This is a genomic window from Caulobacter sp. 602-2 (genome assembly GCF_011043625.1).
Classification (GTDB): Bacteria; Pseudomonadota; Alphaproteobacteria; order Caulobacterales; family Caulobacteraceae; genus Caulobacter.
Window position 1 is genome coordinate 441653 of the sequence record NZ_JAAKGT010000002.1, and the last position, 26452, is coordinate 468104.

At 70.8% G+C, this 26452-nt stretch carries 14 protein-coding genes and 2 riboswitches; of the genes, 5 read left to right on the top strand and 9 right to left on the bottom strand.

All coding sequences use genetic code 11. The features are described from left to right. Positions 1-490 precede the first annotated feature (490 nt). From G5B46_RS06465 to G5B46_RS06480, 4 genes are all read right to left on the bottom strand, one after another. The gene (locus G5B46_RS06465; protein WP_165257098.1) at positions 491-3394 is read right to left on the bottom strand and encodes a TonB-dependent receptor; all 2904 of its coding nucleotides are present in this window, start codon (positions 3392-3394) and stop codon (positions 491-493) included. Positions 3395-3590: 196 nt separating this feature from the next. Next, on the bottom strand, positions 3591-5552 hold the full coding sequence (locus G5B46_RS06470; protein ID WP_165257100.1) for a prolyl oligopeptidase family serine peptidase: 1962 nt from the start codon (positions 5550-5552) through the stop codon (positions 3591-3593). Between the two features lie 158 nt (positions 5553-5710). Further along, on the bottom strand, positions 5711-8419 hold the full coding sequence (locus tag G5B46_RS06475; RefSeq protein WP_165257101.1) for a TonB-dependent receptor: 2709 nt from the start codon (positions 8417-8419) through the stop codon (positions 5711-5713). 136 nt (positions 8420-8555) lie between these two features. Beyond that, a riboswitch (glycine riboswitch) is annotated at positions 8556-8647 on the bottom strand. A 3-nt stretch (positions 8648-8650) separates the two neighbouring features. Further along, a riboswitch (glycine riboswitch) is annotated at positions 8651-8739 on the bottom strand. 266 nt (positions 8740-9005) lie between these two features. Further along, entirely contained in the window at positions 9006-10082 is a 1077-nt protein-coding gene (locus G5B46_RS06480; RefSeq protein WP_165257102.1) for an ABC transporter substrate-binding protein, read from the bottom strand. A 54-nt stretch (positions 10083-10136) separates the two neighbouring features. Between G5B46_RS06480 and G5B46_RS06485 the strand changes: the two genes are divergently transcribed. Next, complete coding sequence (locus G5B46_RS06485) at positions 10137-10799, top strand: response regulator transcription factor (protein ID WP_165257104.1); 663 nt, start codon at positions 10137-10139, stop codon at positions 10797-10799. After that, entirely contained in the window at positions 10796-12160 is a 1365-nt protein-coding gene (locus G5B46_RS06490) for a sensor histidine kinase (RefSeq protein WP_165257105.1), read from the top strand. The genes G5B46_RS06485 and G5B46_RS06490 overlap by 4 nt, the downstream gene beginning before the upstream one ends. Here the strand turns inward: G5B46_RS06490 and G5B46_RS06495 are convergent. The 5 genes from G5B46_RS06495 to bcsA are packed head-to-tail and all read right to left on the bottom strand — an operon-like array spanning position 12157 to position 22342. Next, positions 12157-12480: a hypothetical protein gene (locus tag G5B46_RS06495; RefSeq protein ID WP_165257107.1), complete on the bottom strand. Its 324-nt coding sequence runs from the start codon at positions 12478-12480 to the stop codon at positions 12157-12159. The two genes, G5B46_RS06490 and G5B46_RS06495, sit on opposite strands and share 4 nt — an antisense overlap. Before the next feature lie 32 nt (positions 12481-12512). Further along, the gene (locus tag G5B46_RS06500; RefSeq protein ID WP_165257108.1) at positions 12513-13517 is read right to left on the bottom strand and encodes a glycosyl hydrolase family 8; all 1005 of its coding nucleotides are present in this window, start codon (positions 13515-13517) and stop codon (positions 12513-12515) included. Between the two features lie 10 nt (positions 13518-13527). Continuing rightward, a complete protein-coding gene (gene bcsD, locus G5B46_RS06505; protein WP_165257110.1) occupies positions 13528-14001 on the bottom strand; it encodes a cellulose biosynthesis protein BcsD in 474 nt (157 codons plus the stop codon). After that, a complete protein-coding gene (locus tag G5B46_RS06510) occupies positions 13998-17960 on the bottom strand; it encodes a cellulose biosynthesis protein BcsC (RefSeq protein ID WP_165257112.1) in 3963 nt (1320 codons plus the stop codon). Before G5B46_RS06510 ends, bcsD begins: the two co-directional genes overlap by 4 nt. 14 nt (positions 17961-17974) lie before the next feature. Further along, positions 17975-22342, bottom strand: a complete 4368-nt coding sequence (gene bcsA, locus G5B46_RS06515) for a UDP-forming cellulose synthase catalytic subunit (RefSeq protein ID WP_165257113.1) — start codon at positions 22340-22342, stop codon at positions 17975-17977. Positions 22343-22839: 497 nt separating this feature from the next. Here bcsA and kdgD point away from each other — a divergent pair, with 497 nt between their 5' ends. The 3 genes from kdgD to G5B46_RS06530 all read left to right on the top strand — a co-directional run bounded on the left by kdgD (position 22840) and on the right by G5B46_RS06530 (position 26413). Continuing rightward, positions 22840-23757, top strand: coding sequence for a 5-dehydro-4-deoxyglucarate dehydratase (kdgD, locus tag G5B46_RS06520; RefSeq protein WP_165257115.1), 918 nt, complete (start codon positions 22840-22842; stop codon positions 23755-23757). 124 nt (positions 23758-23881) lie between these two features. Further along, positions 23882-24790, top strand: coding sequence for a LysR substrate-binding domain-containing protein (locus G5B46_RS06525; RefSeq protein ID WP_116487740.1), 909 nt, complete (start codon positions 23882-23884; stop codon positions 24788-24790). Between the two features lie 57 nt (positions 24791-24847). Continuing rightward, on the top strand, positions 24848-26413 hold the full coding sequence (locus G5B46_RS06530) for a carboxylesterase/lipase family protein (protein ID WP_165257116.1): 1566 nt from the start codon (positions 24848-24850) through the stop codon (positions 26411-26413). The last annotated feature ends 39 nt before the right edge of the window (positions 26414-26452 follow it).

Here is a 26452-nt window from a genome sequence, read left to right on the forward strand (position 1 = left end):
TGCGGTGAAAATGTAGTTTGCGGGGGTCCTAGCGTAGCCCAGCGTCGCCGCGCCGGGTACGATTCGAACTGCTAGCGTTCCCGCAAACGATCTGTCGGTCTCGGCTACCGTAGTGAACGCATGTTTTGCCGATCTTTCACGGCCAATTTTCAGCGTTTAGCTTGCTGATTCTTATCGGCTTTCTGCGCAGCAAAATCACCCTTTCGACCGCTGGTTGCCGATCTGGTTGCCGATCCCGTCGCCTACCCCGCCTCCCTCCACCACCTGGCTAGACAAAATTGCGGCGAACGACGGCAAAGATGCCCTTGAGCGACAGGATAAACGGGCCTCCAGCGGTTAGTCAGCGGGCCGAAATTCTCCTTATTTTTCAATGACGGGCGATTTTCGGTAAGACAGAATAACCTTTTGAAATCATTCAGCTTGAACCCTTCCTCCCGGGCCGCCATGCGGGTTGTTGTCGCCCCCTCCCCGCCCACACCGACGCCCCCCCCTAGAACCTCGCGATCAGCGAGACCTCCATGCGGCGCTTCAGCGGGTCGTCTTCCGACCAGCGGTCGAAGAGGTTGCGCACGCCAAGCCGCAGTTCGGTCTCCGATGCGCCGGCGGGCCGGGGCAGTTCCCAGGCCAGGGAGAGGTCGACCGTGGCGCGTTCGGGCAGCGCTGTCGGGACGTTGGCGTCGATGTAGCGGATGGCGGCCGAGGCGGCGAAGTGGTCGGTCGTCCAGCGCGCGCCGACCGCGCCCCGCCACCTTGGCACGCCGCCGTCCGGCGTGCGCTTGTAGACGCCGGAGTCGGCGGGAAGGTTCAGGCGCAGCGTCGGCTGCCAGGTCAGGGCGGCGCTGAGGCCAAGGCGCCCGCCGGCCAGGTCCAGATCGTGCTCGGCGAGCATGTCCACCGCCTGCATCAGGCTGGAGCCGCTGTTCTCGAAGAGGTCGCGCACCTCCAGGATGCGGCCGCCCGTATAGCCCCTGGCGCGATCGGCGTCGGTCAGGGGCGCGCGGATCACCGCGCCGGGAAACCGGTCCTCGTTGAGGATATAGAAGTCGGCGCCGCGCGAGGCCTGGACGATCAGGTCGCGCCCCTCGATGCGGGTGTAGTCGACCGACAGGCGCGTGCGCGGCAGCAGCGGCGAGGCCAGCACCACGCCCGCCGAATAGGTCCGGGCCAGGTCGGGCCGAAGATCGGGAGGCGCGCCCCAGACGTAGCGGAACCAGCCTTCCGCATAGACGGGCTGGCTGGGGTTGCGCTTGGGGTCGACGACGAAGCCGGTGGACATGCTGGTCGTGGTCGAGACCATGTGCGGCTCGGGCAGTTGCCCGCCCGAGGCGTAGGCCGCGCGCAGGATCAGGCCGTTGACGGGCTCGGCCTTCACGCCGAGCAGGTAGAGGTCGGCCGACTTGTCCAGCGGCGGCGCGGGCGAGCCGTTGAAGATGCGGATGTGGCCGGCCTGGCGCCGGGCCGCGGCCTGAAGCTCCAGTCCCCGCACGCCCACCACCCCTTCCAGCGGCGCGCGCAGCTCGGCGAACAGCGAGCGCGAGCGGGCGGAGACGTGGTTGTCGGGGTGGTTGGAGAAATGCGGCAGCCCCTCCCACAGCTGCTGGGCGGTCAGCGACAGCGTCAGGTCGCGCCCGCCGATCCGGGCGACCGGGCCCGAAGCGCGCAGCGAGATGTCCTCCAGCCGCGAGGCCGCGTAGGGCGGCGCGGGCGCCCAGGCGGCCTCGTAGCGGGCGAGATCAGCCAGGAACCTGGCCTGATCGCCGAACGGGTTGGGCGCGGGCCGGCCGTCGCCGGGCGCCGCGCCGCTGGCCACCGAGGTCCAGGCCAGAAGCTCGTAACCGGTCTCGGCGCTGATCGTGGTGGTGCGGGCCCCGCCCACGGCGTAGTCGACGCCGCCGCGCCAGCGCGCCGGCAGATCGAACACCAGCCCGGCCGTGAAGCGGCGCGAGATCACCCGGCTGCGGGTGTTTCCCGAGACGAAGGGCACGGGCGCGACCAGCTCGACGGGGCTCGTTCCCGACAGCTTCGCCGCCGCGCCCTGCCCCGGCGTCAGCCAGGTCGAGAACGCCCCGGAGGCGGTGGGATAGAGGTCCAGGCTGGAGAGGTAGATGTAGTCGAGATAGGCCTCCGCCCCTCGCCACAGCCTCTGGCGGACATTGACCAGGACCGCGTCGGTGCGGCTGTCGGTCGACAGCAGGCGGTCGCGGTGGGCCGGGGCCAGGCCCGGCGCCGACTGGCCGGCGTTGCGGATCAGCACCGTCTCGATCGGCGTCGAGCCGTCGTAGTCGGCGGGAATGTAGCTCTTCAGCATCGAGACGCCGCCGACCGTGAAGGGGCCGTTGACGCCGAACAGGGTGATCCCGTTTCCCGGCGGCCGGCTGTAGGCCTGGCCGGACTTGAGCAGCGCGCCGTCCAGGGGGGCGTAGGCCTCCGCCCGATCGCCATAGGCCACGCCGTTGAAGCGCTTCTGGCCGTAGCGGACCATCACCGCCGTGCCGCCGTCGTCGGCGCCATAGCCGATCCGGGCGTCGAAGCGGCTGTAGCCGCCGTCGCCGTCCTCGCCCGCACCGGCGGTGGCCGCGACCTCGGCACCGCGATAGTCGCGGTCGAGCACCAGGTTGACCACGCCGTTGACCGCGCCCAGGCCATAGACGGCGCCGCTGCTCGACCCCAGGGTCTCGATCCGGCCGATCGCGGCCAGCGGAATGGGGCCGACATCGGCCTGCAGCAGGTAGTCGTAGTTCGGGATCGCCGGCATGCGCCGCCCATCGACCAGCAGCAGGGTCCTGGACTGGGCGTTGGGATCGCGGAAGGCGAAGTTCGAGCGCGACGGCGGCAGGCCCTGCCCCGTGCGCGGGATCGACTGGCGGCTGTCGCCGTTGCTGGTCAGCCAGGTCTGCAGGAAGTCGTCGGCCGAATGGGACTGGGCGGCGCGCAGCGTGCTGCGCTCGAACACCCGATAGGGCTGGATGTCGTCGGGATCGCGCCGCTGATCGACGTTCTGGGTGCGCACGCCCACGACCAGCAGTTCGGGCAAGGCCACCGGACCGGAGGTTTCCTCGGACGGCGCGCCGCGCCCGGCCTTCACCACATAGACGCCGGCCTCGACCCGTTCGAACCGCAGGCCCGATCCGGCCAGCAGCCGCTCCAGCGCCTCGCTGGGCGTCAGGCGTCCCCGCAGGGCCGGCGCCCGCCGGTCGCCGATCGTGTCGGAAGAGACCAGGATCTCGATCTGCGCCTGGCGGCCCAGTTCGGCCAGCGCGCGGTTCAGCGGCTGGGCGCGCACGGCCACGCTCGCCGTGCGCTCGGCCGCCCAGGCGGGCGCAACCAGCGCCCAGGCGCAGGCCGCCGTCGCCAGGGCCCGCACAAGGCCGCCATGTCCGCTTCGAAAGGTCACCCGACAACCTTGCAGAGACCCTCGCCCGCCCATCGGCGCTGGTCTTGGAGAAGTGCTCGGGCAATAGAACGAACATTGTTATTCAGGCAAGCGTTTGAACGCGCCCTGCCGCCGCCGCGCGGCAAGCGAACACGAAACAGGGCGCGGAACCCGGTTCCGCGCCCTGCCCTGTCCGTGGTCGGATCAATCGATCCGGCTATTGGCCCAGCAGCGTCTTTCGCCAGAACATGATGCTGGACCAGAAGTAGTAGTCGGCGTTTTCCTTCTTGCGGAAGACGTGGCCGTCGTTCTTGGCCAGCAGGTGCCAGGCCTGCCCGCCCTTGGCGCGGACGGCGGCGATCATCTGGTCGGCCTCGGAGGCCGGCACGCGCGGGTCGGTGCCGCCGGTGGCCACCAGCAGCGGGATGGTGATCTTGTCGACGCTGGTCAGCGGCGAGATCTTCATCAGCTGGGCGCGCTGCTTGGGATCGCGCTCGTCGCCGTACTCCACGCGGCGCAGGTCGCGCCGGTAGGACTGGGTGTTCTCCAGGAACGTGACGAAGTTGGAGATCGCGACGTAGCAGTTGGCGCCCTTCAGGCGCGGGCTGTAGTGCGTGGCCGAGGCGTAGCACATGTAGCCGCCGTAGGAGACGCCGTTGACCGCGAAGCGGTCGGCGTCCAGCGCCGGCTCCTTGGTCAGGGCGTCGAGGAAGGCCCCGATGTCCTTGACCGAGTCCTCGCGCTTGAACGGGCCGTTGTCGAGATTGACGAAGCGCTTGCCGTAGCCCGACGAGCCGCGGACGTTGGGGAAGAACAGCGCCACGCCCAACTCGTTGACCAGATAGTTGTTGCCGCCGAGGAAGTCGGGACGGGTCTGGCCTTCGGGACCGCCGTGGATGTCGACGATCAGCGGGCGCTTGCCGGGGAACTTGGCCGGGTCGGGCTGATAGAGGAAGCCCGAGACCGTCTCGCCGTCGAAGCTCTTGATCTCCACCAGGCGCGGCTCGACGTTCTTGGCCGGGTCCAGGCCGCCGGTCTCGCTGTGGGTCCACTGGGTGACCTTCAGCGTCCTGGGATCGATCGAGAAGGCGTCGCCGGCCACCTTGGCCGACGACATCGACAGGCCGATCTCGCCCCACGGCGAAATCTCGATGGCCGGACCGATGCTGTAGGGGATGACGCCGCCGGGCAGGCCCTCGACCGTGCGCACCGCGCCGCTGGCCAGATCCAGCACCCGCACGCGCGAGACCCCGGCCTCGTTGATGGCGTAGACCGCGAAGCCCCCGTCGGGCGACAGGGCGAAGTCGGAGACGTCCCAGCGCGCTTCCTTGCTGACGGGGACGAAGGCCTTGGTCTTCGCGTCCAGGCGGCCCAGGCGCAGGAAGTCGCTGTCCTTGTCCGAGGTCAGCCACACCGAGCCGTCGTGGGCGTAGTGGGGATCGACGAACGAGGCCTTGGCCTTGGGATCGGTCAGCGGGACCATCGCGCCGCTGGACAGGTCCAGCTCATAGACCATGGCCTCGTTGATCGACATGCGATTGAGCACCAGGGCCTTTTGGCCGTCGGCCGAGAAGTCGGCGATGTTCCAGCCGCCGCCGGTGACCTTGGCGACCAGGCGGTCGGTCTTGGGATCGCGCGGGTCGACCACGTAGAGGTCCATGTCCGCGCCGTTGCGGCGCGAGGAGGCGTAGCCGACCTGCTTGCCGTCGGGCGACCAGGCGCCGAACCAGTTGCGGCTCTTGCCGTCGGTCACCAGGCGCGGGCGGCCGTCGACCAGCAGGTAGAGCTGGTAGAACTCGTCGCCGCCGACGTCCTTCTGCAGCACCAGAGCATCGCCGGCCGGCGACAGGGCGGCGGCCAGGATCGGCTCGGCCTCGAAGCTCAGCTGGCGGCGGTCGGCGTCGGGCTTGGCCACCGTGTGGACCTGGTCGGTGCCGCCGAACCTGGTCTTGATCAGCATCGAGCGATCGGCGGGGTTCCAGCCCAGGAAGTTGGCGTGGCGGGCCTGCAGGTAGGGCGTGGTCGCCGAGACCAGCTCCTGCGGGATCGGCGGCAGGCCGTCGGCGACGATGGCGGCCGGAACGGCGGCCACGGGGCCGGCCGCAGGGGCCGTCTGGGCCATGGCGAGGCCGCCGCTCGCCGCCAGCAGGGCGAGCGTCAGGGGAAGGCGCGAGATCATGGGGAAATCACCAATCGAGGGGGTGAGGCGCCGCCGGCCACGGGGGACCGGCCGGCGGCGCTGGTATCGGCCGGGCCCGGAACCTTGAGGGAAGGCTCCAGGCCGCCAGGGTCGGGCGCGCCCGGCGGGGGCGACGGATGCGTCCGACCCCGGCGTTCCTAGAAGCGCATCCGCGCGCCCAGGGTCACGTAGCGGCCGATGACGTCGTAGTAGGGCGAGTAGAGCGAGCCGATCGGCGGCTCCTTGTCGAACAGGTTGGTGGCGTTGGCGTAGAGTTCGACGTTGTAGCCGTTGAACTCGGGCAGCTTGGCGCGCACGCCCAGGTCGACATAGGTGTAGGCCTTGATGTGGCCGTTCACGAGATCGACGGTGTTGTTGTAGTTGCCGGGCGAGATGTAGCGGGCCCGCAGGTTGGCCCCGAACACCGGACCCGAATAGTCCAGGCTGCTGACAACCCGGAACTCCGGCACGCCCAGGCCGAACGAGTAGCCCTGCGAGCGGACGTAGTCGATCTCGCTGACGCCGTCGTTGGTGGTCAGGTTGTTGACCCAGGTGCCGACGGTGCGCAGGCGCAGGCGGCCGTCCAGGCTGGAATGCACGCGCGAGGCGTCCATCGAGTAGGACATCTCCACGTCGACGCCGTCGGTCTTGTAGTTCGACAGGTTGACGTAGGTGGAGACGATCCGGGTGATGGCGTTGGTGGCGCTGTCGCGGGTGATCCGCGAGCACATGTCCTGGTTGCCGGCGGCGCAGCGGGTGACGATGTCCTGGGCGCCGATCGTGGTGATCACGTCGTCGATGTCGATGTTGTAGTAGTCGACCGAGACGTTGAAGCCCGGGATCTGCGGCGGCGAATAGACGAAGCCGGCCGTGAAGGTCTTGGCCGTCTCCGGCTGCAGGGCCTGATTGCCGCCGCCGTTGGTCAGCACGTAGACGCTGGAGCTGGTCACCGGGTCGACGATGGTGTTGTAGCCCGTCGTGCTGGTGGTGAAGAGCTCGGTCAGGTTGGCCGAACGAATGTCGCGCGACTGGGTGATCCGGCCCCGGAAGCCCGGGAAGAACTCGTTGGTCGCGCCCAGCTTCCACGACCAGATCGAGCCGGTGGTGTCGTAGTCGCTGATGCGGGCGGCCGCATTGACCTCCAGCTTGTTGAGTACAGGCACGTCGCGGACGACGGGCACCAGCACTTCGGCGAAGGCTTCCTTGACCGTGAAGCTGCCCGACATCGCCGAGAAGCTGAACGAGGTGAAGGCCTTGGCCGTGTCGAGGGCGCCGACCGAGCGATCGACCGACTCCTTGCGGGCCTCGCCGCCGACGGCGATCGAGACCGGACCGGCCGGCAGCTCGAAGGGCTCGCCGCGCAGGCTGAAGCCGCCGACGTCGAGCTTGGTGGTCTCGCGCATGCTGGGCGTGCCGGTGACGTAGGCGATCGCCGCGGCCGAGGGCGAGCCCTCGCCGAACAGGTTGATCGGCACGCAGTTGGTCGTCGGGTCGGTCAGGGCGATGCGGCAGACCGCCTGGCCGCTCGTCGGGCTGATCACCGAGTCCACGGCGTTGGCGTAGTTCTGGGTCAGCAGGAACCCGGGGGTGTCGATGTTGTTCTCGTTCTCCCCGTGGCTGTAGTAGGCGCTCCAGCGCCAGCCGTCGCCGAACGCGCCGTCCAGCGCGATCGTGCCCTGGGTGGCCACGCGCTCGAAGTCGATGGTCGAGTACGACAGGTCGCTGTTGAAGCGGCCCATGGTGAACTGGGTCTCGCCGGCGTTGGCCAGGGCGGTGCGCACGGCGGTCGGCAGGAAGGCGTTGTCGGCCTTGATCGTCAGGTTGCCGCGGTTGTGGTCGCCGAACCAGATGTAGTCGTTCCACATGCGCGAGTGGCGCAGCTCGGCGGTCAGCTTGACGCTGTCGGTCAGGTCGTAGGTGACGCTGGCCATGGTGGCGTAGCGGCGCTGGGGCGTGACCAGCGGCGACAGGTCGTCGTTCGAGGGGCCTTCGCCGCCGATCGAGTTGGTGCCGCTGACCGTGCCGTAGTCGAAGTCGCGCAGGCTGCCGTCGGGATTGAAGGCCTTGCCCTTCAGCACGCCCGACATGATCAGGCCGCCATAGGCCGCGTTCGAGAAGCCGACGTCGGGCGCCAGCTTGTAGCGGCCGTCGCCGTTGGGAACGGTGGCCCAGCGGCCGATGTTCGGACGGCTGTTCTTGGGAACCACGCCTTCGTTGTTGAGGAACTCGCCGCCGATGACGAAGTGGCCGCGACCGTCGGCGAAGCCCGTGCCCCAGGCGCCTTCGACACGCACCTGCTCGGCGTCGTCATAGGACGAGATGCCGCCCTCGACGCCCAGCTTCCCGCCGGTGAAGTTGCGGTCGATCATGATGTTGGCGACGCCGGCCACGGCGCCCGAGCCCCAGGCGGCCGAGGCGCCGCCGGTGACGACGTCGACGCCCTTCACCAGCACGCTGGGCACCACGTTCAGGTCGTTCTCGCCCGAGAAGCGGCGACCGTCGATCAGCACCAGGGTGCGGCTGATGCCCAGGCCCCGCAGGTCGAGCGGGGCGTTGCCGGCGCCGGTGTTGGTGCCGGTGGTCTGGGCCGAGGTGGTGGCGCGGAACTGCGGCAGGTCGTTCAGGGCCGCGGCGATGTTCGGGCGCGCGCCGACGGCCAGGTCGGCGTCGGTGACCCGGACGGTCGGCGTCGGGGCCTGGAAGCCGGCGCGGTCGATGCGCGAGGCGGTGACGACGATCTCGCCGACGCTGTCGTCGGCCTTGTCGCCCGAGGTCTGGGCCAGGGCCGCGCCGTGCAGCGCCAGCGCCGCGGGCAGGATGCTCGCGCCGATCAGCAGGGCGCGGCGGGAGTGACGTGAAAATGCCAAGTGAGATCCCCTCTCAAACATGCAGTCGACAGTCGCCCCCGCCCCGGACGCCCATGAACTGGACGGTCCAGGAGCCGCGATCCGCCAGCAGCGCACCACGCGCCGCTCGCGAAACCGCAAGGCGTTCCTCTGCCCCCGCTGTCCTGTTGGCCTGAGAGATTCGGAACGCACCGCGCCCTTGCTCCTTCGGCGAGACGCTCCTCCTGGAGGCGCGCCTGCTTTCCAGCGTCCTTGTGCTCCGCGGTCCTTTTGCCTGAGCGTTTCCGGGGCGGTTGCGCCTTCGGCGTCGGGTCGAACCTGATCTCTTCCGCAAGAGCAGGATCAGTTAGGCCGGGCGTTCCGTTGTCGGCAAAACCGGTGGAGGCGGCATGTTTTCATCGCGCGAGCCGCAATGCGCGGGCACGTTCTTCCTGACGATCAACCCAGGGGGATCGGCCATCGCCCTGCGGTTTCAACCGATCGGGGGGTCGTGACAGGTCGGTGACAGCTTCGCGGCGCGGGCGCGAGCCGTAAAAATGGGCTGAGCCCCGCCCTGGCGGATCAATTTGCACAAATACTCATCGACAATTGCCCGCGATGCGGGCGCCTAGTCGCGATCGCCCCGTGCGCGGCGCCAGCGGGCCAGCATTTCCTCGCGCCGGCCCTGGTCGAAGTTGGCCAGCAGGGCCGGTCCCACCCGGATCGGACGGCCGCCCGGCGGCGGGCGCGCGCCCAGCCCCTCGCGGATCGGCGTCAGCCGCGCCTGCGCCAGGCGCCGCTGCCCCTCCTCCGACATCAGGTAGTCGAGGAACAGGCGCGCGGCCTTGGGATGGGGCGCCGAACGGGTGATGAACGCCACCCGCGCGATCGACAGGTAGTAGTCGTCGGGCACGACGTAGCCGATATCCGGCCCCTGCCCGCGCGCCCACCAGTCGGCGTAGGAGCGGTTCATGTCATAGGCCAAGAGATGCTGGCCGGCCGTGACGCTGGCCAGGATCGGCGCGCCGGGCACGTAGAGCCCGGGATCCGAGCCCGCCAAGGCGTCGTACAGCGCCCAGGCGTCCGGATAGACCACCGTGTCGCTCGACAGGTAGAGGAAGCCCACCCCGCTCTTTTCCGGATCGTACATGGCGATCCGGCCGCGCCAGCGGGCGGGGTCGTCGCGCAGGGCCGCCAGCAGCGCCGCGTGGCTGCGCGGCACGTCCTCTTCTTTCAGCAGACGCTTGTTGTAGGCGAAGACGATCGGCTCGGCGGTGACGCCGAACCCCTGGTCGCGCCACACCGCCCAGGCCGGCAGGTGGCGGGCCTCGGGGCTGCGGTAGGTCTGGGCGTAGCCGTCGTTGATCAGCTTGACCTGGATGTCCATCGACGAGCTCCAGGCCACGTCGGCCACCGGCGCGCCGCCGTCGGTCTCGGCCATCACCCGCGCCTGCAATGGCCGGGCGGCGATCTCGACCATGGTCAGCTTGATCTTCGGAAAGCGCTTGCGGAACCCCTCGGCCACCGGGCCGTAGACGCCGGTGTTGACGTAGACGACGACCTCGCCCTCGCGCTGGGCGCCCATGACGTCCCAGGCGCTGGTCGCCTGGCCCTCGACGCGCGGCGCGCACGCCCCCGCCAGACCGGCGAGCCCCGCCGCGCCGATCAGGCCCAGCGCCCGGCGTCTCTTGACCTCGACTGTCAATCGGCGTCGGATGGCCGGCGCTCCCCTTGCTTTCGTCGTGACGCTACATCCCCGATGAAGATACTGGTTGTCGAGGATGATCCGCCTCTCCGCCGTTCGCTGACCGCCACCCTCGAGAGCGAAGGCCACGAGGCCGTCTGCGCCGAGACCGGCGAGGCCGCCCTCGCCCTGGCCTTGCCCGGCGACTTCGACGCCATGATCCTCGACATCGGCCTGCCCGACATCGACGGCTTCGAGATCCTGTCGCGCCTGCGCCGCGAGGGCTTTTCCACGCCGATCGTCGTGCTGACCGCGCGCGACGCCGTGCAGGACCGCATCGCCGGCCTCGACATGGGCGCCGACGACTATGTGCTCAAACCCTTCGACCCGTTCGAGCTGGTGGCCCGGGTGCGCGCCGTGGTCCGCCGCAAGAGCGGCTACGCCGCCCGCATCGTCACCCTGGGCACGCTGACCTGCGACTGGGAGGCCGGCGCGGCCTGGGTCGGCCAGCGGCGGCTGGACCTGCGCCCCCGCGAGTGGGCCGCGCTCAAGGCCCTGGCCATGCGCCCCGGACGGGTGGTCGACCGCGGCCAGCTGGCCGCCGAGGTGTTCCCCGACGAGCAGCCGGCCTCGCCCAACGCGCTGGAGGTGCATGTCGGCCGGCTGCGCCGCAAGCTGCAGCCCGACGGACCGCAGCTGCAGACCCTGCGCGGCGCCGGCTACCGGCTGGATCCGTGAGGCGCCGCCGCCCGCCCAGCCTCGTCGCCCGCCTGCTGATCGCCCAGGTGGCGCCGCTGGCCCTGCTGGGCGCGGCGCTGGCCCTGGCCGGCGCCCTGGCCGCCCACCAGGTGGTGGAAAAGACCTCCGACCGGCTGCTGGCCGGCTCGGTGGCCTCGATCGTCGCCCAGATCGGCGCCGAGGACGGCCGCGCCAAGGTCGCCCTGCCGCCCTGGTCGCTGGGCCTGCTCGACAGCCCCGAGCGCGACGCGGTGTTCTACGCCGTGCGGCAGGGCCCGCGCCTGGTGACCGGCTATGACGACCTGCCCCACCCGCCGGCCCCGCCGCCCAACGAGACCGACTTCGCCTATGCCCAGATGCGCGGCTATCCCGTGCGCATAGCCCAGGCCACGGTGATGGTGCCGGGCGTGGCCGAGCCCGTCGTGGTCGCCGTCGCCCAGAGCCTGGACTCCCGCCGCGCCAGCGTGCGCGAGCTGCAGTTCAACTTCATCATCCTGCCGTTGCTGCTGGTGCTGGTCGCCGCGGCCCTGGTGATCCCGGCCGTGACCTGGGGCCTGGCCCCCTTGCGCAGCCTGACCGCCGACCTGACCCGCCGCGCCCAGTCCTCGCGGCCCGACTTCGCGCCGGTGCGCGACCTGGACGCCCCGGCCGAACTGTCGCCGGTGGTGGCGGCCTTCAACCACCTGATGCCCAGCCTGGAGCGCTTCACCAAGGCGCTGGAGCGGTTCTCGGCCGACGCCTCGCACCAGCTGCGCACGCCGCTGTCGGTGATCATCGCCAACCTGGCCCTGGTCGAGCGCTCGATCGAGACCGAGCCGCAGAAATCGCTGCTGAAGGACTCGATGGCGGCGGCGGCCAACCTGCGCCAGGTGCTCAGCCAGCTCCTGGCCCTGGCCCGCTCGGAGGCGGCCGCCGTCGAGGGGCAGAGCGACCTGCGGCTGCTGGTCGAGACGATCGCCGCCGAGGTGGCGCGAGACTATCCGGACGTGATCTTCCGCCGCCGTCTGCCCGAGACGGCCACCGCCGCCGGCAATGCGGTGCTGGTCGGCGAACTGCTGCGCAATCTGGTGTTCAACGCCTGCGCCTATGGGCGGGGCGCGGTGTCGCTGGTGGTCGCCGCCGAGAACGCGGGGCTCAGGCTGACGCTGTGGGACCACGGCCCCGGGGTCGAGCCCCAGGAGATCGGCGCCATCTTCAGCCCGTTCTTCCGGGGCAAGAGCAAGGCGGCGACCAACGGCGCCGGGCTTGGTCTGGCGATCGTGCGCTCGATCGCCCAACGGCTCGATATCGGCCTGGCCGCGCGCACGCGCTCGCCACGGCCCGGCCTTGTGGTGGAACTGAGGTTCGCCGCCGCCGACTAGGCGGTGGCGATCATGCGGCGGAAGATGTCGTCCAGGCGCGCGCCGGCCGGCTTGGCGGCGACGGGGGCGGCCGGGACGGGCGCCGGCTCGGGCTCGCAATAGGCCTTGAGGAAGCCGGACTCGACGGTCACCGCGTCCTCGTTGGCGGCCGGGGGGCAGCCGAAGACGTTGCGCAGGGCCAGGGCCATCGCCTCGCCTTCGCTGAGGGCGGCCTGGGCCTCGACCACCGGGGCTGCGTCGTCGAAGACCTGCTCGAACACCTGGTAGGGCAGGTTCGCCTGGTTGATCATCGAGAAGAGACGGTTGACATCACCAGCCATGGCTCGGCTCCACCGCTTCCAGCGGCACGGGGTTAAGGTCGTTTGCCTCCCTTCTCCCGACCCGCCATTTCGGCGAGCAGGACAAGGGCCGAAGAGTAGTACGTGCGATCCTGCGACGCTCCCCGCAGCGCCTGGATCGACGGGTCGTTCAGCGCCAGGGCGGCGATGGCGACACCCCCGCCAGATAGCGGAAAGTCGGCTTCATGACCGTCGGACATATTGACCCATGCCGGTGGCGCTTTTTGGGCTTGAATCTTTCCGCGCCAATACGCGGCGGTCTCGCGCGCCAGCGAATCTTCTCCCCCCCAGGCCAGATACAGGGGCACGCGAATGGCGTCGAAACCGAATAATGGAGGTTTTTCAGGCGCTAAGGCCAAGCCACCGTCAGCCCGCACCAGAAGCCAGTCGGGAGGCAGTTTCTGAGCGCCGAACCGCCCCTCCCGAGCCAGTTTCACCCCATCGGCGACCAGGGTGCGCCAAGGCGCCGCAGGGCCATCCTCGGCGGCGAAATCCTTCAGCGCCGGCAGCACGAAATAGGACGGGTTGACGACCACGCCCGCCGGGCTGCGGAAGCCTTCCAGGCCCGGCAGCAGCACGGTTCGGCCGCCCACCTCGACCACCAGCCGCTCGGCCACCGCCTCGCGCATGACCCTGGAGGCGGCCAGGTATTCCTCGCTCTTCCACCGCCGCCCGGCCCGCAACAGCGCCCAGGCCGCCAGGATGTCGCCGTCCGAGGCGTTGTTCTCGTCGGCGACGGCGGGCGTCGCACGAGGATCGTAGCGCCAGGCCAGCAGCGGCGCGTTCTTGCGGACGAGATTGGCGCGGGTCCAGCCCCAGGCCTTGTCGAAGACCTCGCGGTCGCCGTGCCCCTCGGCCAGCAGCATGGTCCAGCCCTGGCTCTCGCTGTGGCTGACGCCGCCGTTCTCGGGATCGATGGTGCGGCCGTCGGGCTGCACATAGGCCGTCTTGAACTGCGCCCAGCCGTCCGGCGGCCGCGCGCAGGCCCCCGAACCGCCGCCCGCCGCGACCAGCGCCACGATCAGCAGCCTAGACCCGGTGCTCGAACACCAGCGGCGAAGCCAGGGGATCACGGCAGGTGGTGACCCCGCCAGGGCTTCCCTGCGCCGCCAGCCAGGCGCCGTAAGCGCCCGCCAGAAGCTCGGCCATGAGCGGAGGCCAGGCGCGCTTGTCGTCGTCTTCGAGAACATTCGGACAGGCCCCATGGGTGATGAGGATGTGGTCTTCGGCCACGGCGAGCTGCACCCAGCCCCAGTCCATGGCGTCGAGGATCTCGTTCAGCCGCCCCTCCAGCTCGTCCAGCGTCTCGAGCTTGGGCAGGGCGTGGCGGCGGGCCATCCGCTCGCCCGTGGCGCACAGGAAGCGCTTGACCGCGCCCTGGTCGCCGACTGCCGCCAGCTCGTCGGCCAGCGACGCCAGGAACGGCGCCCACTGGCCGCTGACCCGCCGCCGGCGCAGGTAGCCGAGGTCCTTGGACCGAGGATCGAACTCGCTGGCGCTCATCGGCCGCCGTCTCCGCCGAGGATCTGCTTCACGCCCACGCTGACCGCGGTCTCGTTGTAGACGCCGAAGGTGTTGAAGTTGACCGCGCCGCCGATGCTGGCGCCGGGCCGGAACTGGTAGTCGGCCGACAGCCCGCCCGAGATCCCGAAGCCGCTGGCGCTCTGGGCCAGGTAGCGCGGGAAGACGTCGGCGTCGGCCTGGGCCAGCGTGGTCAGCTCGCCCTGCAGCGCCGGGTCCATCGGGAAATAGGCCGCGCCGGCCTGGTTGTAGGTCTGGTAGCCGGGCGCGATGGCGCCCTTGAACTTCCACGGCCCCTGCCTGGCCGTCACGCTGATCGGCGCGGTCAGGCTGGTGAAGGTCTTGGGGCTGAAATAGCCGCCATGACCCAGGCTGAAGAAGTTCTGGTTGTTGTCGAAGCCCTGCTGGTTGAGGTTGAAGCCGACCTGCACCTCGGTTTCGCCGCGGCGATAGGGCCGGATGTAGCCGCCCAGATTGACCTGGTAGCCGTCGTTGTCGGCGACGTGCTCGCCGTCATAGTGGCTGTAGCTGGCGTCGCCATAGAGGCCCGAATAGCCGTCGTCGTAGGACAGGCTGACCCCGCCGCCGGTGCGCATCACCTTGCCCCAGCGCTGGCCGGTGACCGGGTCGCGGGCGCCGGCATAGGCCACCACGCTGTCGGTGACCGGGCGACGCTCGATCCAGGCCTTGCCCTGGCCATTGGAGCCCAGGCGCGGCGAGAAGGTCACGCCGCCGGCGACGTCGACGTCGCCAAAGCCGATCGGGGTCGTGCCGATGTCGGCCTTCAGCGGTCCAGCTTCCATGGCTAGATTCACCGCCGCGCCCGAGGCGCTCTGCGGCGAGGCGGCGCGATAGACCGGCGCGAACTCGCCGACGATGGCGCGGGCGTTGACGATCTGGTTGCCGCCGTAGCGCTGCTCGGCCGAGCTCGAGGGCGTGCCGCCGTCGATGCTGACCGGCGAGACCGAGGCGGTGAACCGCACTTCGCCCAGGTTGGCGGATGCCGAGGCGGTGGCCGACAGCTCGTGCAGCCGGCCAAGGCCCGCCTCGCCCGAGCGGGTGCGGATCTGGGCCGAGCCGGCGACCTGCGCGGCGGTGCGGGCGGTGATCTCGGCGATCTGGCGATCGATGTCGCCGACCACCGGATCGCGAGCGGCCGGAGCGACGAAGGGATTGCCCGGCGCGGGCGCGACGGTGCTGGCCGGACGCGGCGAGGCCGCTTCGCCCGCGCGGCCGTTGCGGCCGGTGAACGGGAAGGCCAGGCCCGCGAAGTTGCGCTCGCCGTTGGTCGAATAGGTGGGCGCGGACGCCGGCGCCGCCGGGGTCAGCACGCCCGCCAGCTGGTCGCCGCCCGAGGCCACGTCGACGCCCATCAGCGGCGCGGCGGCGGCCGAGCCCATCAGGTCGTAGCGGCTGGCCGCCACGGGCAGCACCGGCGAGACGCGGGCCGGGACGCCGCCGCTGGTGAAGGGATTGGGGCCCAGCCCCCCGCCCGGCGTCGCATTGGAGCCGCCCGGCGCCAGCACCGCGTCGAGGCCCGAGCCGAAGGTCGGCCGACGTTCGCGCAGCAGCTTTGCAGTGCGCAGGGCCTCCAGAGCGCCGCGCTCGTTGCCGGCCTGCCGCTCCACCCTGGCCGAGGCCAGATAGAGGTCGGCGTCGCGCGGCGAGGCGGCGATGGCCTGGGCCAGGGTGCGGCGGGCGCCGGCCAGGTCTCCCCGGCCGGCCGAGGCGTCGGCCAGGCCGATCAGGGCCTCCTTGTCGCCCGGCTTGGCCCGCAGCAGCGCGCCATAGGCCTGGGCGGCCTCGTCGTACATCCGGCCGTCGACATAGACGCGGCCCAGCGGGGCGAGCAGGCGGGTGTTCTTGGGGGCCACGGCGAAGGCGGCCGACAGCACGTCGAAGGCGCTGGCCAGGTCGCCGGACGCGCGCAGGCGGTCGGCCCGCTCGGCGCCCAGGGTGGCGGTCAGGTCGGCGACGGCGCGGGAGCCCTCGGGCGAGTTTCCGGCGCGGGTGGCGGCCTGGCGGATGATGGCGGCGGCCTCGGCGTCGCGGCCGGCCTTGGCCAGCACCGCGACCATGCCGTCATAGCTGGCCGGCGTCTCGGTGACGCCCTCGACCAGGGTGCGCTGGGCGATCGAGAGCGCGGTCTGGCGGTCGCCGAGGTCGTAGAGCGCCGAGGCCAGCCGGCCCTCGGCGTCGACCGACAGGCCCGGACGGGCCGCGAGCGCCCGCAGCGTGGCGACGCCCCCGCCCTCGCGCGCCTGGTCGATGGCCGCGTCGATCTCCAGCCGGCCGCGCAGGGCCGTCATCTCCGGCGTCATCCGCCCGACCGGCGCGCGGTTCAGCTGAGCCAAGGCCTCGGCGGGCCGTCCCTGCTGGTCGGCGAAGACGGCCGAGGCGTGGATCTGCTCCAGCGAGGTTCCGGTCGCGACCTGGGACATCAGCCCCTCGGCGGCCTGGGCCTCGCCCTGTCCGGCCAGGAAGCGGGCGAAGTCGAGCCGCACCCAGGGGTCGCTCGGCGCTGAGGCCAGGGCGCTCTCGAAGGCGGCGTTGGCGCCCGACAGGTCGCCGTTGGCCCACAGCTGGTTGGCGCGCTCGTGGTCGATGCGGCCGCGCAGCACGTTCTGGCCGCTGGCGTCGGGGGCCAGGGCCGGCGAAGCGGCGGCGACGGTCTCGGCCTCGGCGGTGCGGCCCTGGTCGAGCAGCACCTGGACCAGCCCCTGCTGGGCCTCGGCCTGGGTCGGGGCGGCGGCCAGGATCTGGCGATAGACGCTCTCGGCGTCAGCGGCCTTGCCCTGCCGGCGCAGCGACTCGGCCAAGAGGTTCGAGGCCAGCAGGCGGTCGGGATAGGTCTGGGCGGTCAGCGGCCGCAAGGTCTGCTCGGCCTTGGCGGCCTGGCCCTGGTCGAGCGCCGCCTGGGCGGTCTGCAGGCCGGAATAGAAGCGGGCGCTGGTCAGGGCCTCCTTCCAGCGGCCGGCGCTGGCGGGGCTGGCGCGGCCGGCCCGGGTCAAAAGGTCGGCGGCCTCGGTGAACTGCTGGGCCTGCAGGCGCACCAGGCCAAGCCCGCCCAGGGCGTCGGCGTCGCCCGACCGGCGCGCCAGGGCCGCCTGGAAGCGGCGCTCGGCCTCGGCGGCGTCGCCGGCCTGCAGGGCCTGGAAGCCCTTGGCCCGGTCGCCGGCCGACGGATCGACGGGGGCTGCGGCGCTGGCCTTGGGCGCGGTCCTGGCGGCGGCCAGCTTGCGCGAGATCTCCGCATCGTTGGGACGGGCCGCCAGGTAGTCGCCGAACAGGTCGGCGTTGCGCGGGCTGTCGTCCATCCAGGTCAGGGCCTGGCGCCAGGCGCTGGCGGCCTTGCCCGACACCGCGCCGCCGCCGCCCGCCAGGCGGGCCAGCAGGGCCACGCCCTCGCGGCGGCTGCCTTCGCGATAGGTCAGGGCCTGGCCCAGGGCCAGCTGCACGTTCTGGTCGCCGGGCTTGCGGGCGGCCAGGGCGCGCAGGCCCGCCTGGGCCTGGGTCGCGCCGCCGGGGGCGCCGGCCAGGGTCTGGTAGTATTCGAGCGCCACCGCGTCGGGCGGGGTCGCGCCGCCGAACGCCTGACGATAGGTGGCCGCCGCCGCGGCGCTGTCGCCCTTCTGGGCCAGGGCCCGGGCCCGGGCCAGGTCGCCGCCGCCGGCCGCCGCCGGGGCGCTGGCGCCCGGACGCTGCGGGGCGTCCAGCGCCGCCAGGCCGCGCTTGGCCGCGGCGTTGCCGGGATCGGCGGCCAGGGCGCGCTTGTAGGCGTCGGCGGCCAGGTCCTTGCGGCCCTTCTGGCTCCAGAAGTCGCCCTGGCGCACCAGGGCCGACACCGCCGCCCCGCCGGACGCCCCGCCCGTCTGGGCCTCAGCCACGCTCGCCGTCCCGCCCGCCATCAGGATGGCGGCCAGGGCGGCCTCTACGGACATGCGACGCAGGGTCTTCACTTGTGGCTGCCCCCTTCGAGGCGACGGCGCGCGATGGACTTCAGCGCGAAGATGAGCGGGAACGACAGGGCCAGACCCACGCCGAAGATCGAGACGGCCAGCAGCAGCGGACGCTGGCTGAGCCACCACATCATGTAGACCCACCACGGCAGGTCGCCGGTGTGGAACTGCTTGCCGACCTGGAAGCTGGAGAAGCCGTCCTCGGTGACCACCGCCAGGTCGCCCTGCACGCGGGCGTTCTGGGCCGGGTCGTCCAGGCGCGCGAGCACGGCGGGCAGGCGGGCCGGATCGCTGGCCAGCACCGCCACCACCGCCCGGTCGCCGTCGTAGGGCGAGCGGAAGCTGACCAGGCCCTCGAAGCCGTCGCCGGCCACCAAGAGGTCGTCGGCGTGCTCGCGGGCGGCGGACGCCTCGCCGTCGGCCATCAGGAACACCCGCTCGGCCAGGGCGGCGGTCTTCAGGCGCAGGCGGTCGGCCTCGAAGGCCACCGGCGCGCCCGCGAACAGGCCCGGAAGGCGCCGCGCCGTCTCCGGCCGGCCGATCACCAGCACGTCGCGCCCCTTCAGCGCGGCCTCGTCGCCCCCGCGCGAGATCGCCACGCGAGTCACCGGCGCGCCGGTGACGTCGCCGAAGCGGCCCATCAGGTTCAGGAACGCCTCGATGTCGGCCAGCGCCGGGGCCGCGTCCAGCACCACGGTGGTCTTGTCGAGGTCGGCGTTGCGGGTGAACGGGAAGCCGGCGCTGGCGAAGAAGGCCAGGTTCGGCAGGGCCGCGAAGTGACGGCCGCCGCTGAGATCGATGGTGCTGTCGGGATCGACGCCGCTGTGGACGTTGGTCGGCAGTTGGCCCTGGCAGGCGCCGGTCTTGTTGCTCTTGATGTCGAAATAGAACTGCAGCTGGCTGGCGCCGAACAGCAGGTAGGGCGGCAGGTCCAGGCTGTGCTCGTTGCGGGCGAAGCGGTTGAACAGGCCGCGCACCTCGGCGGTGCGGTCCTGGGCGCTGAGCCGGTAGGAGCGCAGGTACTGGCCGTTCAGCGACACGTCCAGGCGCGACTGCTCGCGGTCGAACCACGGCCCCTTCGGATAGCGATAGCGCACGCGCATCGGCGCGCCCTGCACCGGCCACAGGAAGAGGTCGGGCGCCACGCGGAACGGCACGTTTACGGGGGCCGGCGACAGGCCCGGCGCCTGCAGCAGCTGGGCGTCGACCAGCTCGCCCATGCGCACCGGACGGTCCATGCGCAGCCAGCGCGGCGCGTCATAGGGCGCGCGCGGGGCGATCAGGGCGGTGTCGACCTGGGCCATGGCGCCGCTGAGGCCGCCCTGCGAGATGCTGAGCGCCAGGGCGGCGCGGCGGATCTCCGAGGAGTCGCGGCCGATCACCAGCAGCAGGCGGCGGTCGGGCGCCAGCGGATTGGCGACCACCGCCAGGGTGGGACCGCCCACCTGCGGCAGGGTCAGGCCGTCGATCGTCTGGCCCGACTGGCCGAACACCACGCCCTCGCCCTGCGGCAGGGCGCCGATCAGGGTCGGGAAGGAAAAGCCGCGATAGCTGGCCCGCATGCCGAAGTACGAGGCCGCTGCCCCCGCCCCGCGCAGCACCGCGTCGGACGGCGTCTCGGCGAACACGAACGGCAGCACCAGCTTGCCGCCGCCCTTGTCGAAGAACGGCCCGGGCAGTTGCGACAGGTCCGGCTGGCCCGGCAGGCGCGAGACGGTCAGCTCCAGGCGCGAGCGCTGGTTGCTGACGTTCATCCACAGCGACGAGTGCTGCGGGTCCTCGCAGGCGCGGGTGTAGTGGCCGATGAAACGGAGATTGAGGTTGTTGTCGCGCAGGAACAGGGCCGGATCGATCGGGATCGACCATTCGGTCCCGGCCGCGCGGTCGGGGGTCAGCATCACCGTGCCGGCGGGCTCGCCGTTCAGGGTGACGGCCAGCTGCGACAGGTCGCCCAGCAGCGACGGCGAATAGGCGCCGTTGACCACCAGGCGCGCGCCGGTGACGACCTCGTCGCGACGCAGGGTGAAGTCGACGCCGGCCTCGCCCTGAACGCCGCGCAGGCGCAGCGACTGGCCAAAGCCCAGGTCCTTCAGGGTCAGCACCCGCACCTGTCCGGCCGGCGCGGGCGCGGCGGCCTGGACCGGAACCTGGGCCTTGGCCTGTCCGCTCCAGCCCACGGCGCCGGCCAGCAGGGCGCCGGCCAGGATCACCGCCGCGCCGCCCTCGGGCCCGCCGGTCCGCGCGCGCGGCGTCAGCGAGGCCGGCTTGGCCGCCCGCCACCAGAACAGGATGCTGGCGCTGGCCCGCACCAGGCCGGCCAGGGCCGCCAGCGGCCGCACCGGCGCCCAGTGGGCGTTGGGCTGCCAGGCGTCGGCGCGGCCGACGACGTTGCGCACCAGGTCGCGGCGTTCGGCAAAACCGAGCGGCAGGAACTGCACTCTCAAGACCCCCTTGTCGAACATGACGGCGCGGGCCTTGAACTGGCGGGCGCGCTCGTCCTGCAGGAATTCAACCGTGTCGATGTGGCGCTCGTTCCCCCAGAAGCCGTCGGGAACGATCGCCGAAAGGCCGCCCATCGAGACCTCGCGGGTCTCGACGTCCAGCACCTCGCCGTTGGTCAGGCGCAGGCGGGCCGGCAGCAGGGCCTCGATGCGGACGTGCTGGCGCACCTGGCGGGTCTCGCGGCCGACGGCGATGGCGGTCAGCAGCACCAGCAGGCTGAACAGCGTCCAGAAGGTGTTGAGCACCAGGGTGCCGACCAGCACGAAATCGGGCTCGGCGGTGACCAGCTTCCAGACCCCCCAGCACATGCCGGCGATCAGCAGGCCCGCGACCACCACGTGCGGCCACATCAGCGACCAGTCGAAATAGCCCTTCTCCAGCCGCCCGCCCTTGTCGGTGACGTTGAACTTGCCGCGCTTGGGCGCGAACAGGGTGACGATGGTCGGGGCCACCAGATGGAAGGCCAGCAGCGTCTCGTAGATCTCGCCCCAGAACGCCATGCGTTCCTCGCCCTGCATGCGGTTGTTGGTGACGATCGAGTGCACCAGGTGCGGCAGGGCGTAGACGAGGATCACCGGCGCCGAGGCGCTGATGATGTTGAACCCCAGCAGCAGGAAGGCCAGCGGCGAGGTCAGGAACACGATGCGCGGCAGCGGGAATTGGAAGTGCAGCATCGCGTTCAGGTAACAAAGCCGCTGGGCCAGGGTCAGGCCCTTGCCCATCAGCGGATTGTCGACCCGGAAGATCTGGGTCATGCCGCGCGCCCAGCGGATGCGCTGGCCGATGTGCAGGGCCAGGCGCTCGGTGGCCAGGCCGGCCGACAGCCGGATTTCCAGGAAGGCGGTGTTCCAGCCCTTGCGCTGCAGCTTCAGCGCGGTGTGGGCGTCCTCGGTGACGGTCTCGTGGGCGAAGCCGTGGGTCTCTTCCAGCGCCGAGCGGCGGATCACCGCGCACGAACCGCAGAAGAAGGCCGCGTTCCACAGGTCGTTGCCCGGCTGGACGACGCCGTAGAACAGGTCGCCCTCGCCGGGGATGTCCTTCACCGTCTGGATGTTCCGCTGCACCGGATCGGGCGAATAGAAGTGGTGCGGCGTCTGCAGCAGGGCCAGGCGCTGGTCCTCCTGGAACCAGCCCAGCGTCATCTGCAGGAAGGCGCGCGTGGGAATGTGGTCGCAGTCGAAGATGCAGACCAGCTCGGCGTCGGTCTGCTCCAGGGCGTGATTGAGGTTGCCGGCCTTGGCCCCGAAGTTGTCGGGGCGGGTCATGTAGATCGCGCCGGCCTTCTCGGCGAAGGCCTTGAACTCAGGGCGGCGGCCGTCGTCCAGCAGGTACACCTTGAAGCGGTCGCGGGGGTAATCCATGCCCAGCGCGGCCAGCACCGTGTCCTGCACGATCTCCAGGCTCTCGTTGTAGGTCGGGATGTAGACGTCGACCCGCGGCCAGGTGTTGGGCGCGCCCTCCAGCGGCCGCACCGGGCGCTGCAGCGGCCAAGCCGTCTGCAGGTAGCCGAGCAGCAGGATCAGCCAGGCGTAGATCTCGGCCAGGTAGAGGCCCGTGCCGAAGAACGCCTCGCCGGCGTTGCGGAAATGCAGGGTCTCGGTCGTGCGCCACCACAGATAGCGCGTGCTGACGATCACCGAGACGATGCACAGGGCGATGGTCAGGTGCTTGGACTGCGACAGGCGGTTGGCCACGACCACGCCGACGATGGTCGCGCCCGCGAACAGCGCCTGGTCCTTGAAGCTGAGCGGCACCACGATCGCCACGACGGCGACGGCCAGGAACGCCGCGATCAGCAGCGCCACCCCCGCGCGGAGCATCGCTCGTTCCAGGAACGACTTGGGCGAGGTCCCTGTCGTCATGCCAGCGCTCGCGAGTCTTGGCCCTCGATCGACGGCCATGGCTGCATTGCTGTCATCGCCGAAGAACCTTCCACTCTTATAGTCAAGCTTCCCAACGGGCGCGGACCGCCGATGCTATCTGTTACGCGTATGGGCCTACAAGCGAGGCCGTATGACTGATTGAGCAGCAGTTCCAGAGGGTGTCGCCGCGACCAAAGGCCGCATTACTTCTCATCATGGGAAGATGACGGTGTTGATAAGTGAATTACGTCTCGGATAGCCGCGGTATACTTTGCGGCAACTCCATCCACGAGTTCAGACCAGCGCTCACTCTCGAAGGTAGAATCCACCGCGAAGGGGGCGTTCGGGGAACGGTTTTCAGCGCCCGGGCATCGAGCCAATTCCGGTATCGGTCGATAGCGCCTTTGGCTTAGACCCCGGCAGGCCGGCTCTCTACCGTCAGCCTCAAGAAACGGCCCCCGGCGTTCGGGAACAGGCCGTCGCTCGGAGAGGACTTCATGAGCCAGATGTCGCCGACGGACGTGGCCCGCCAGCTCGGCGGCGGCCTGCTGTCGTTCCCCGTCACCCATTTTGACGCCCAGCACCAGTTCCTGGAAGCGCCCTACCGCGAGCACTGCGCCTGGATGCTGGACCACGAGCTGGCCGGCCTGTTCGCCGCCGGCGGCACCGGAGAGTTCTTCTCGCTGCGTCCGGACGAGGTGGGCAAGGTGGTGCGCGCGGCGGTCGCCGAAACGGCCGGCAAGATCCCGGTCATCGCCGGCTGCGGCTACGGCACGGCCATCGCCACGGACCTGGCGCGCGACGCCGAGGCGGCCGGCGCCGACGGCCTCCTGCTGCTGCCGCCCTACCTGACCAACGCCACCCAGGAGGGCCTGGCCGCCCACATCGAGTCGGTCTGCAAGGCCACCAGCCTGGGCGTCATCGTCTACAACCGCGACAACGCCATCATCAACGAGGACACCCTCGAGAAGCTGTGCGACCGCAACCCCAACCTCGTCGGCTTCAAGGACGGGGTCGGCGACCTGGAGCTGATGATGCGGGTCTATGCCCGCATGGGCGACCGCCTGACCTATATCGGCGGGCTGCCGACGGCCGAGACCTTCGCCCTGCCCTATCTGGAGATGGGCGTGACGACCTACTCGTCGGCGATCTTCAACTTCCTGCCGCAGTGGGCCCTGTCGTTCTACAAGGCCGTGCGCGCCCGCGACCGCGAGACGGTGATGACCGGCCTGCGCGACTTCGTGCTGCCCTACATAGCCCTGCGCAACAAGGGCAAGGGCTACGCCGTCTCGATCGTGAAGGCCGGCATGAAGGCCGTCGGCCGCGACGCCGGCCCGGTGCGCCAGCCGCTGACCGACCTGACGCCGGCCGAGTTCTCCGAACTGCAGGGCCTGATCGCCCGCGTCCAGGGCTGACCCTCTGAACGCGCTGACCCCCGTCCGGCCGCCGGCCCTTCTTCCCGGGAAGAAGGCGCTGGCGATCGGCCCCAACGAACGTCTAGCCTCGCGACTCCAGGGTGTTGTCGACGGGCGCTTTCCGATGTTCGAACTCAGCCAGCTTCGCTGCTTCGTCGCCACGGCCGAAGAGCTGCATTTCGGCCGTGCGGCCCAGCGGCTGAACATGACCCAGCCGCCGCTGAGCCGGCAGGTGCAACTGCTTGAGCGCATCCTGGGCGTCACCCTGCTCGACCGCACCAGCCGCTCGGTGCGCCTGACGCCGGCCGGCCGCGCCTTCCTGCTGGAGGCCCGCCGCATCCTGCGCCTGGCCGAGAGCGCCGCCCTGGCCACCCGCCGCATCGCCAGCGGCGACGCCGGCCAGATCGCCATCGGCTTCACCGCCGTCTCCGGCTACAGCTTCCTGCCGCGCCTGGTGATCCTGTCCAACGCCCGCCTGCCCAACGCCGACCTGACGCTGCGCGAGATGGTCACCCGCGAGCAGGTCGAGGCGCTGCTGACCGGCCGCATCGACATCGGCCTGGTGCGCCCACCGATGGACCGCGCCGAGTTCGCCACCGCCCGCGTGCTGTCCGAGCCCCTGGTGGCCGCCCTGCCCAACGGCGACCCGCGCCTCGTGAAGGCCAGCCTGACCCTGGCCGACTTCGACGCCGGTCCGCTGATCATGTATTCGCCCGAAGGCGCGGGCTATTTCTACAACATGCTGACGACCCTGTTCGACGCCCACGGCGTGGCCCCGAACTACGTGCAGCACGTCACCCAGATCCACTCGATGCTGGCCCTCGTTCACGCCGGCCTGGGCGCGGCGATCGTGCCGGAGTCGGCCATGAGCCTGCACTTCGACGACGTGCAGTTCCGCCCCGTCGAGACCACGCCCGACCGGCCGGTCGAGCTCTACATGGCCTGGCGCAAGGACAACGAGAGCCCGATCCTGCAGACCTTCATCGACCTTTGCCTGGCCGAGGCATCGCCGGCGGATCCGGACGAGCGCTGACGCGCCCTCCTCCCGTCGGCCGTCCCACGGCCCAACGATAAAAGACGGGAGAACGCCATGACCCTCGATCGACGCGCCGTGCTGGGCGCCGCCGCCGTGCTGGCCATGCCGCTGCAGGTGAACGCCGCCGGCCGGGCCGCGCCGGTCGCGACGACCACGGCGGGCCGGGTTCGCGGCGCCGAGGTGGACGGGATCAAGGTGTTCAAGGGCGTGCGCTACGGCGCCGACACCTCCGCCCGCCGCTTCCAGCCGGCGCAGGCTCCCCAGCCCTGGAAGGGGATCGCCGACGCCCTGGCCTATGGCCCCGCCAGTCCACAGCTGAAGACCGACGAGCCGACCAGCGAGGACTGCCTGTTCCTCAACGTCTGGACGCCCGGCGTCGCCGACGGAAGGAAGCGGCCGGTGATGTTCTACGTGCATGGCGGCGCCCACGCCAACGGCTCGGGCTCCAGCCCGCTCTATGACGGAACCTGGCTGGCCCGGACCTATGACGTGGTGGTGGTGACCGTGAACCACCGCCTCAACGCCTTCGGCTACAGCTACCTGGCGCGGCTGGGCGGGGCGGAGCTGGCCGATAGCGGCAATGTCGGGAACCTGGATCTGATCCTGGCCCTGCAGTGGGTGCGCGACAACATCGCAGCCTTCGGCGGAGACCCCGGCAACGTCACGACCTTCGGCCAGTCGGGCGGCGGGGCCAAGTGCGTGACCCTGATGGCCATGCCGCGCGCGGCGGGCCTCTACCACAAGGTCGCCACCATGAGCGGCCAGCACGTCACCGCCATGGGGCCGATCCACGCCACGATCCGCGCCCGCGCCTTCATGGACAGGCTGGGCCTCAAGCCCGGCGAGACCGACAAGCTGAGGACCCTGCCCGCCGCCCAGCTGGTCGAGGCGCTGAAGATGCGCGACCCGCTGGAGCGCAAGGGCGGCGTCGTCTTCTGGTCGGTCGTGGACCACGGCGTGCTGCCGCGCCACCCGTTCTATCCCGACGCCCCGCGCGAAAGCGGGCATATCCCGATGATCATCGGCAACACCCACGACGAGACCAAGGCCTTCCTGGGCGGTGATCCGAAGAACTTCGCCCTGACCTGGGACGAGCTGCCGGGCAAGCTGGAGAACGAACTGGTCCTCGACATGTCGCCCGAATACCTGGTCGGCCGCTATCGGGCGCTCTATCCGCAGGCCTCGCCGTCGGATCTCTTCTTCGCCATCACCACCGCCGGACGCTCGTGGCCGGGCCATCTGATCCAGGCCGAGCAGAGGGCCCGCATCGGCGCGCCGGCCTGGATGTACCAGCTGGACTTCGGCGCCCAGACCGACCCGAAGATGGGCGCCTACCACAGCTACGACATCGCGCTGGTGTTCGGCACGCTGGCCGCCAAGGGCTCGATGACCGGCACGGGACCGGCGGCGATCAAGGTGCGCGACCAGCTGAGCGCGGCCTTCGCGGCCTTCGCCCGGACAGGCGATCCCAACTGCGCGGCGATCCCCGCTTGGGAGAAATACACCCTGCCCCGCCGGCCGACCCTGGTGGTCAACGAGACCTCGGCGATGGTGGACGATCCGCGACGGGAGGAGCGCGAGATCTTCGCGGTCGCGCCGTTCATGAAGGAAGGGACGTAGCTTCGCTCAAGGAACCTCCCCCTGTGGGGGAGGCGATCG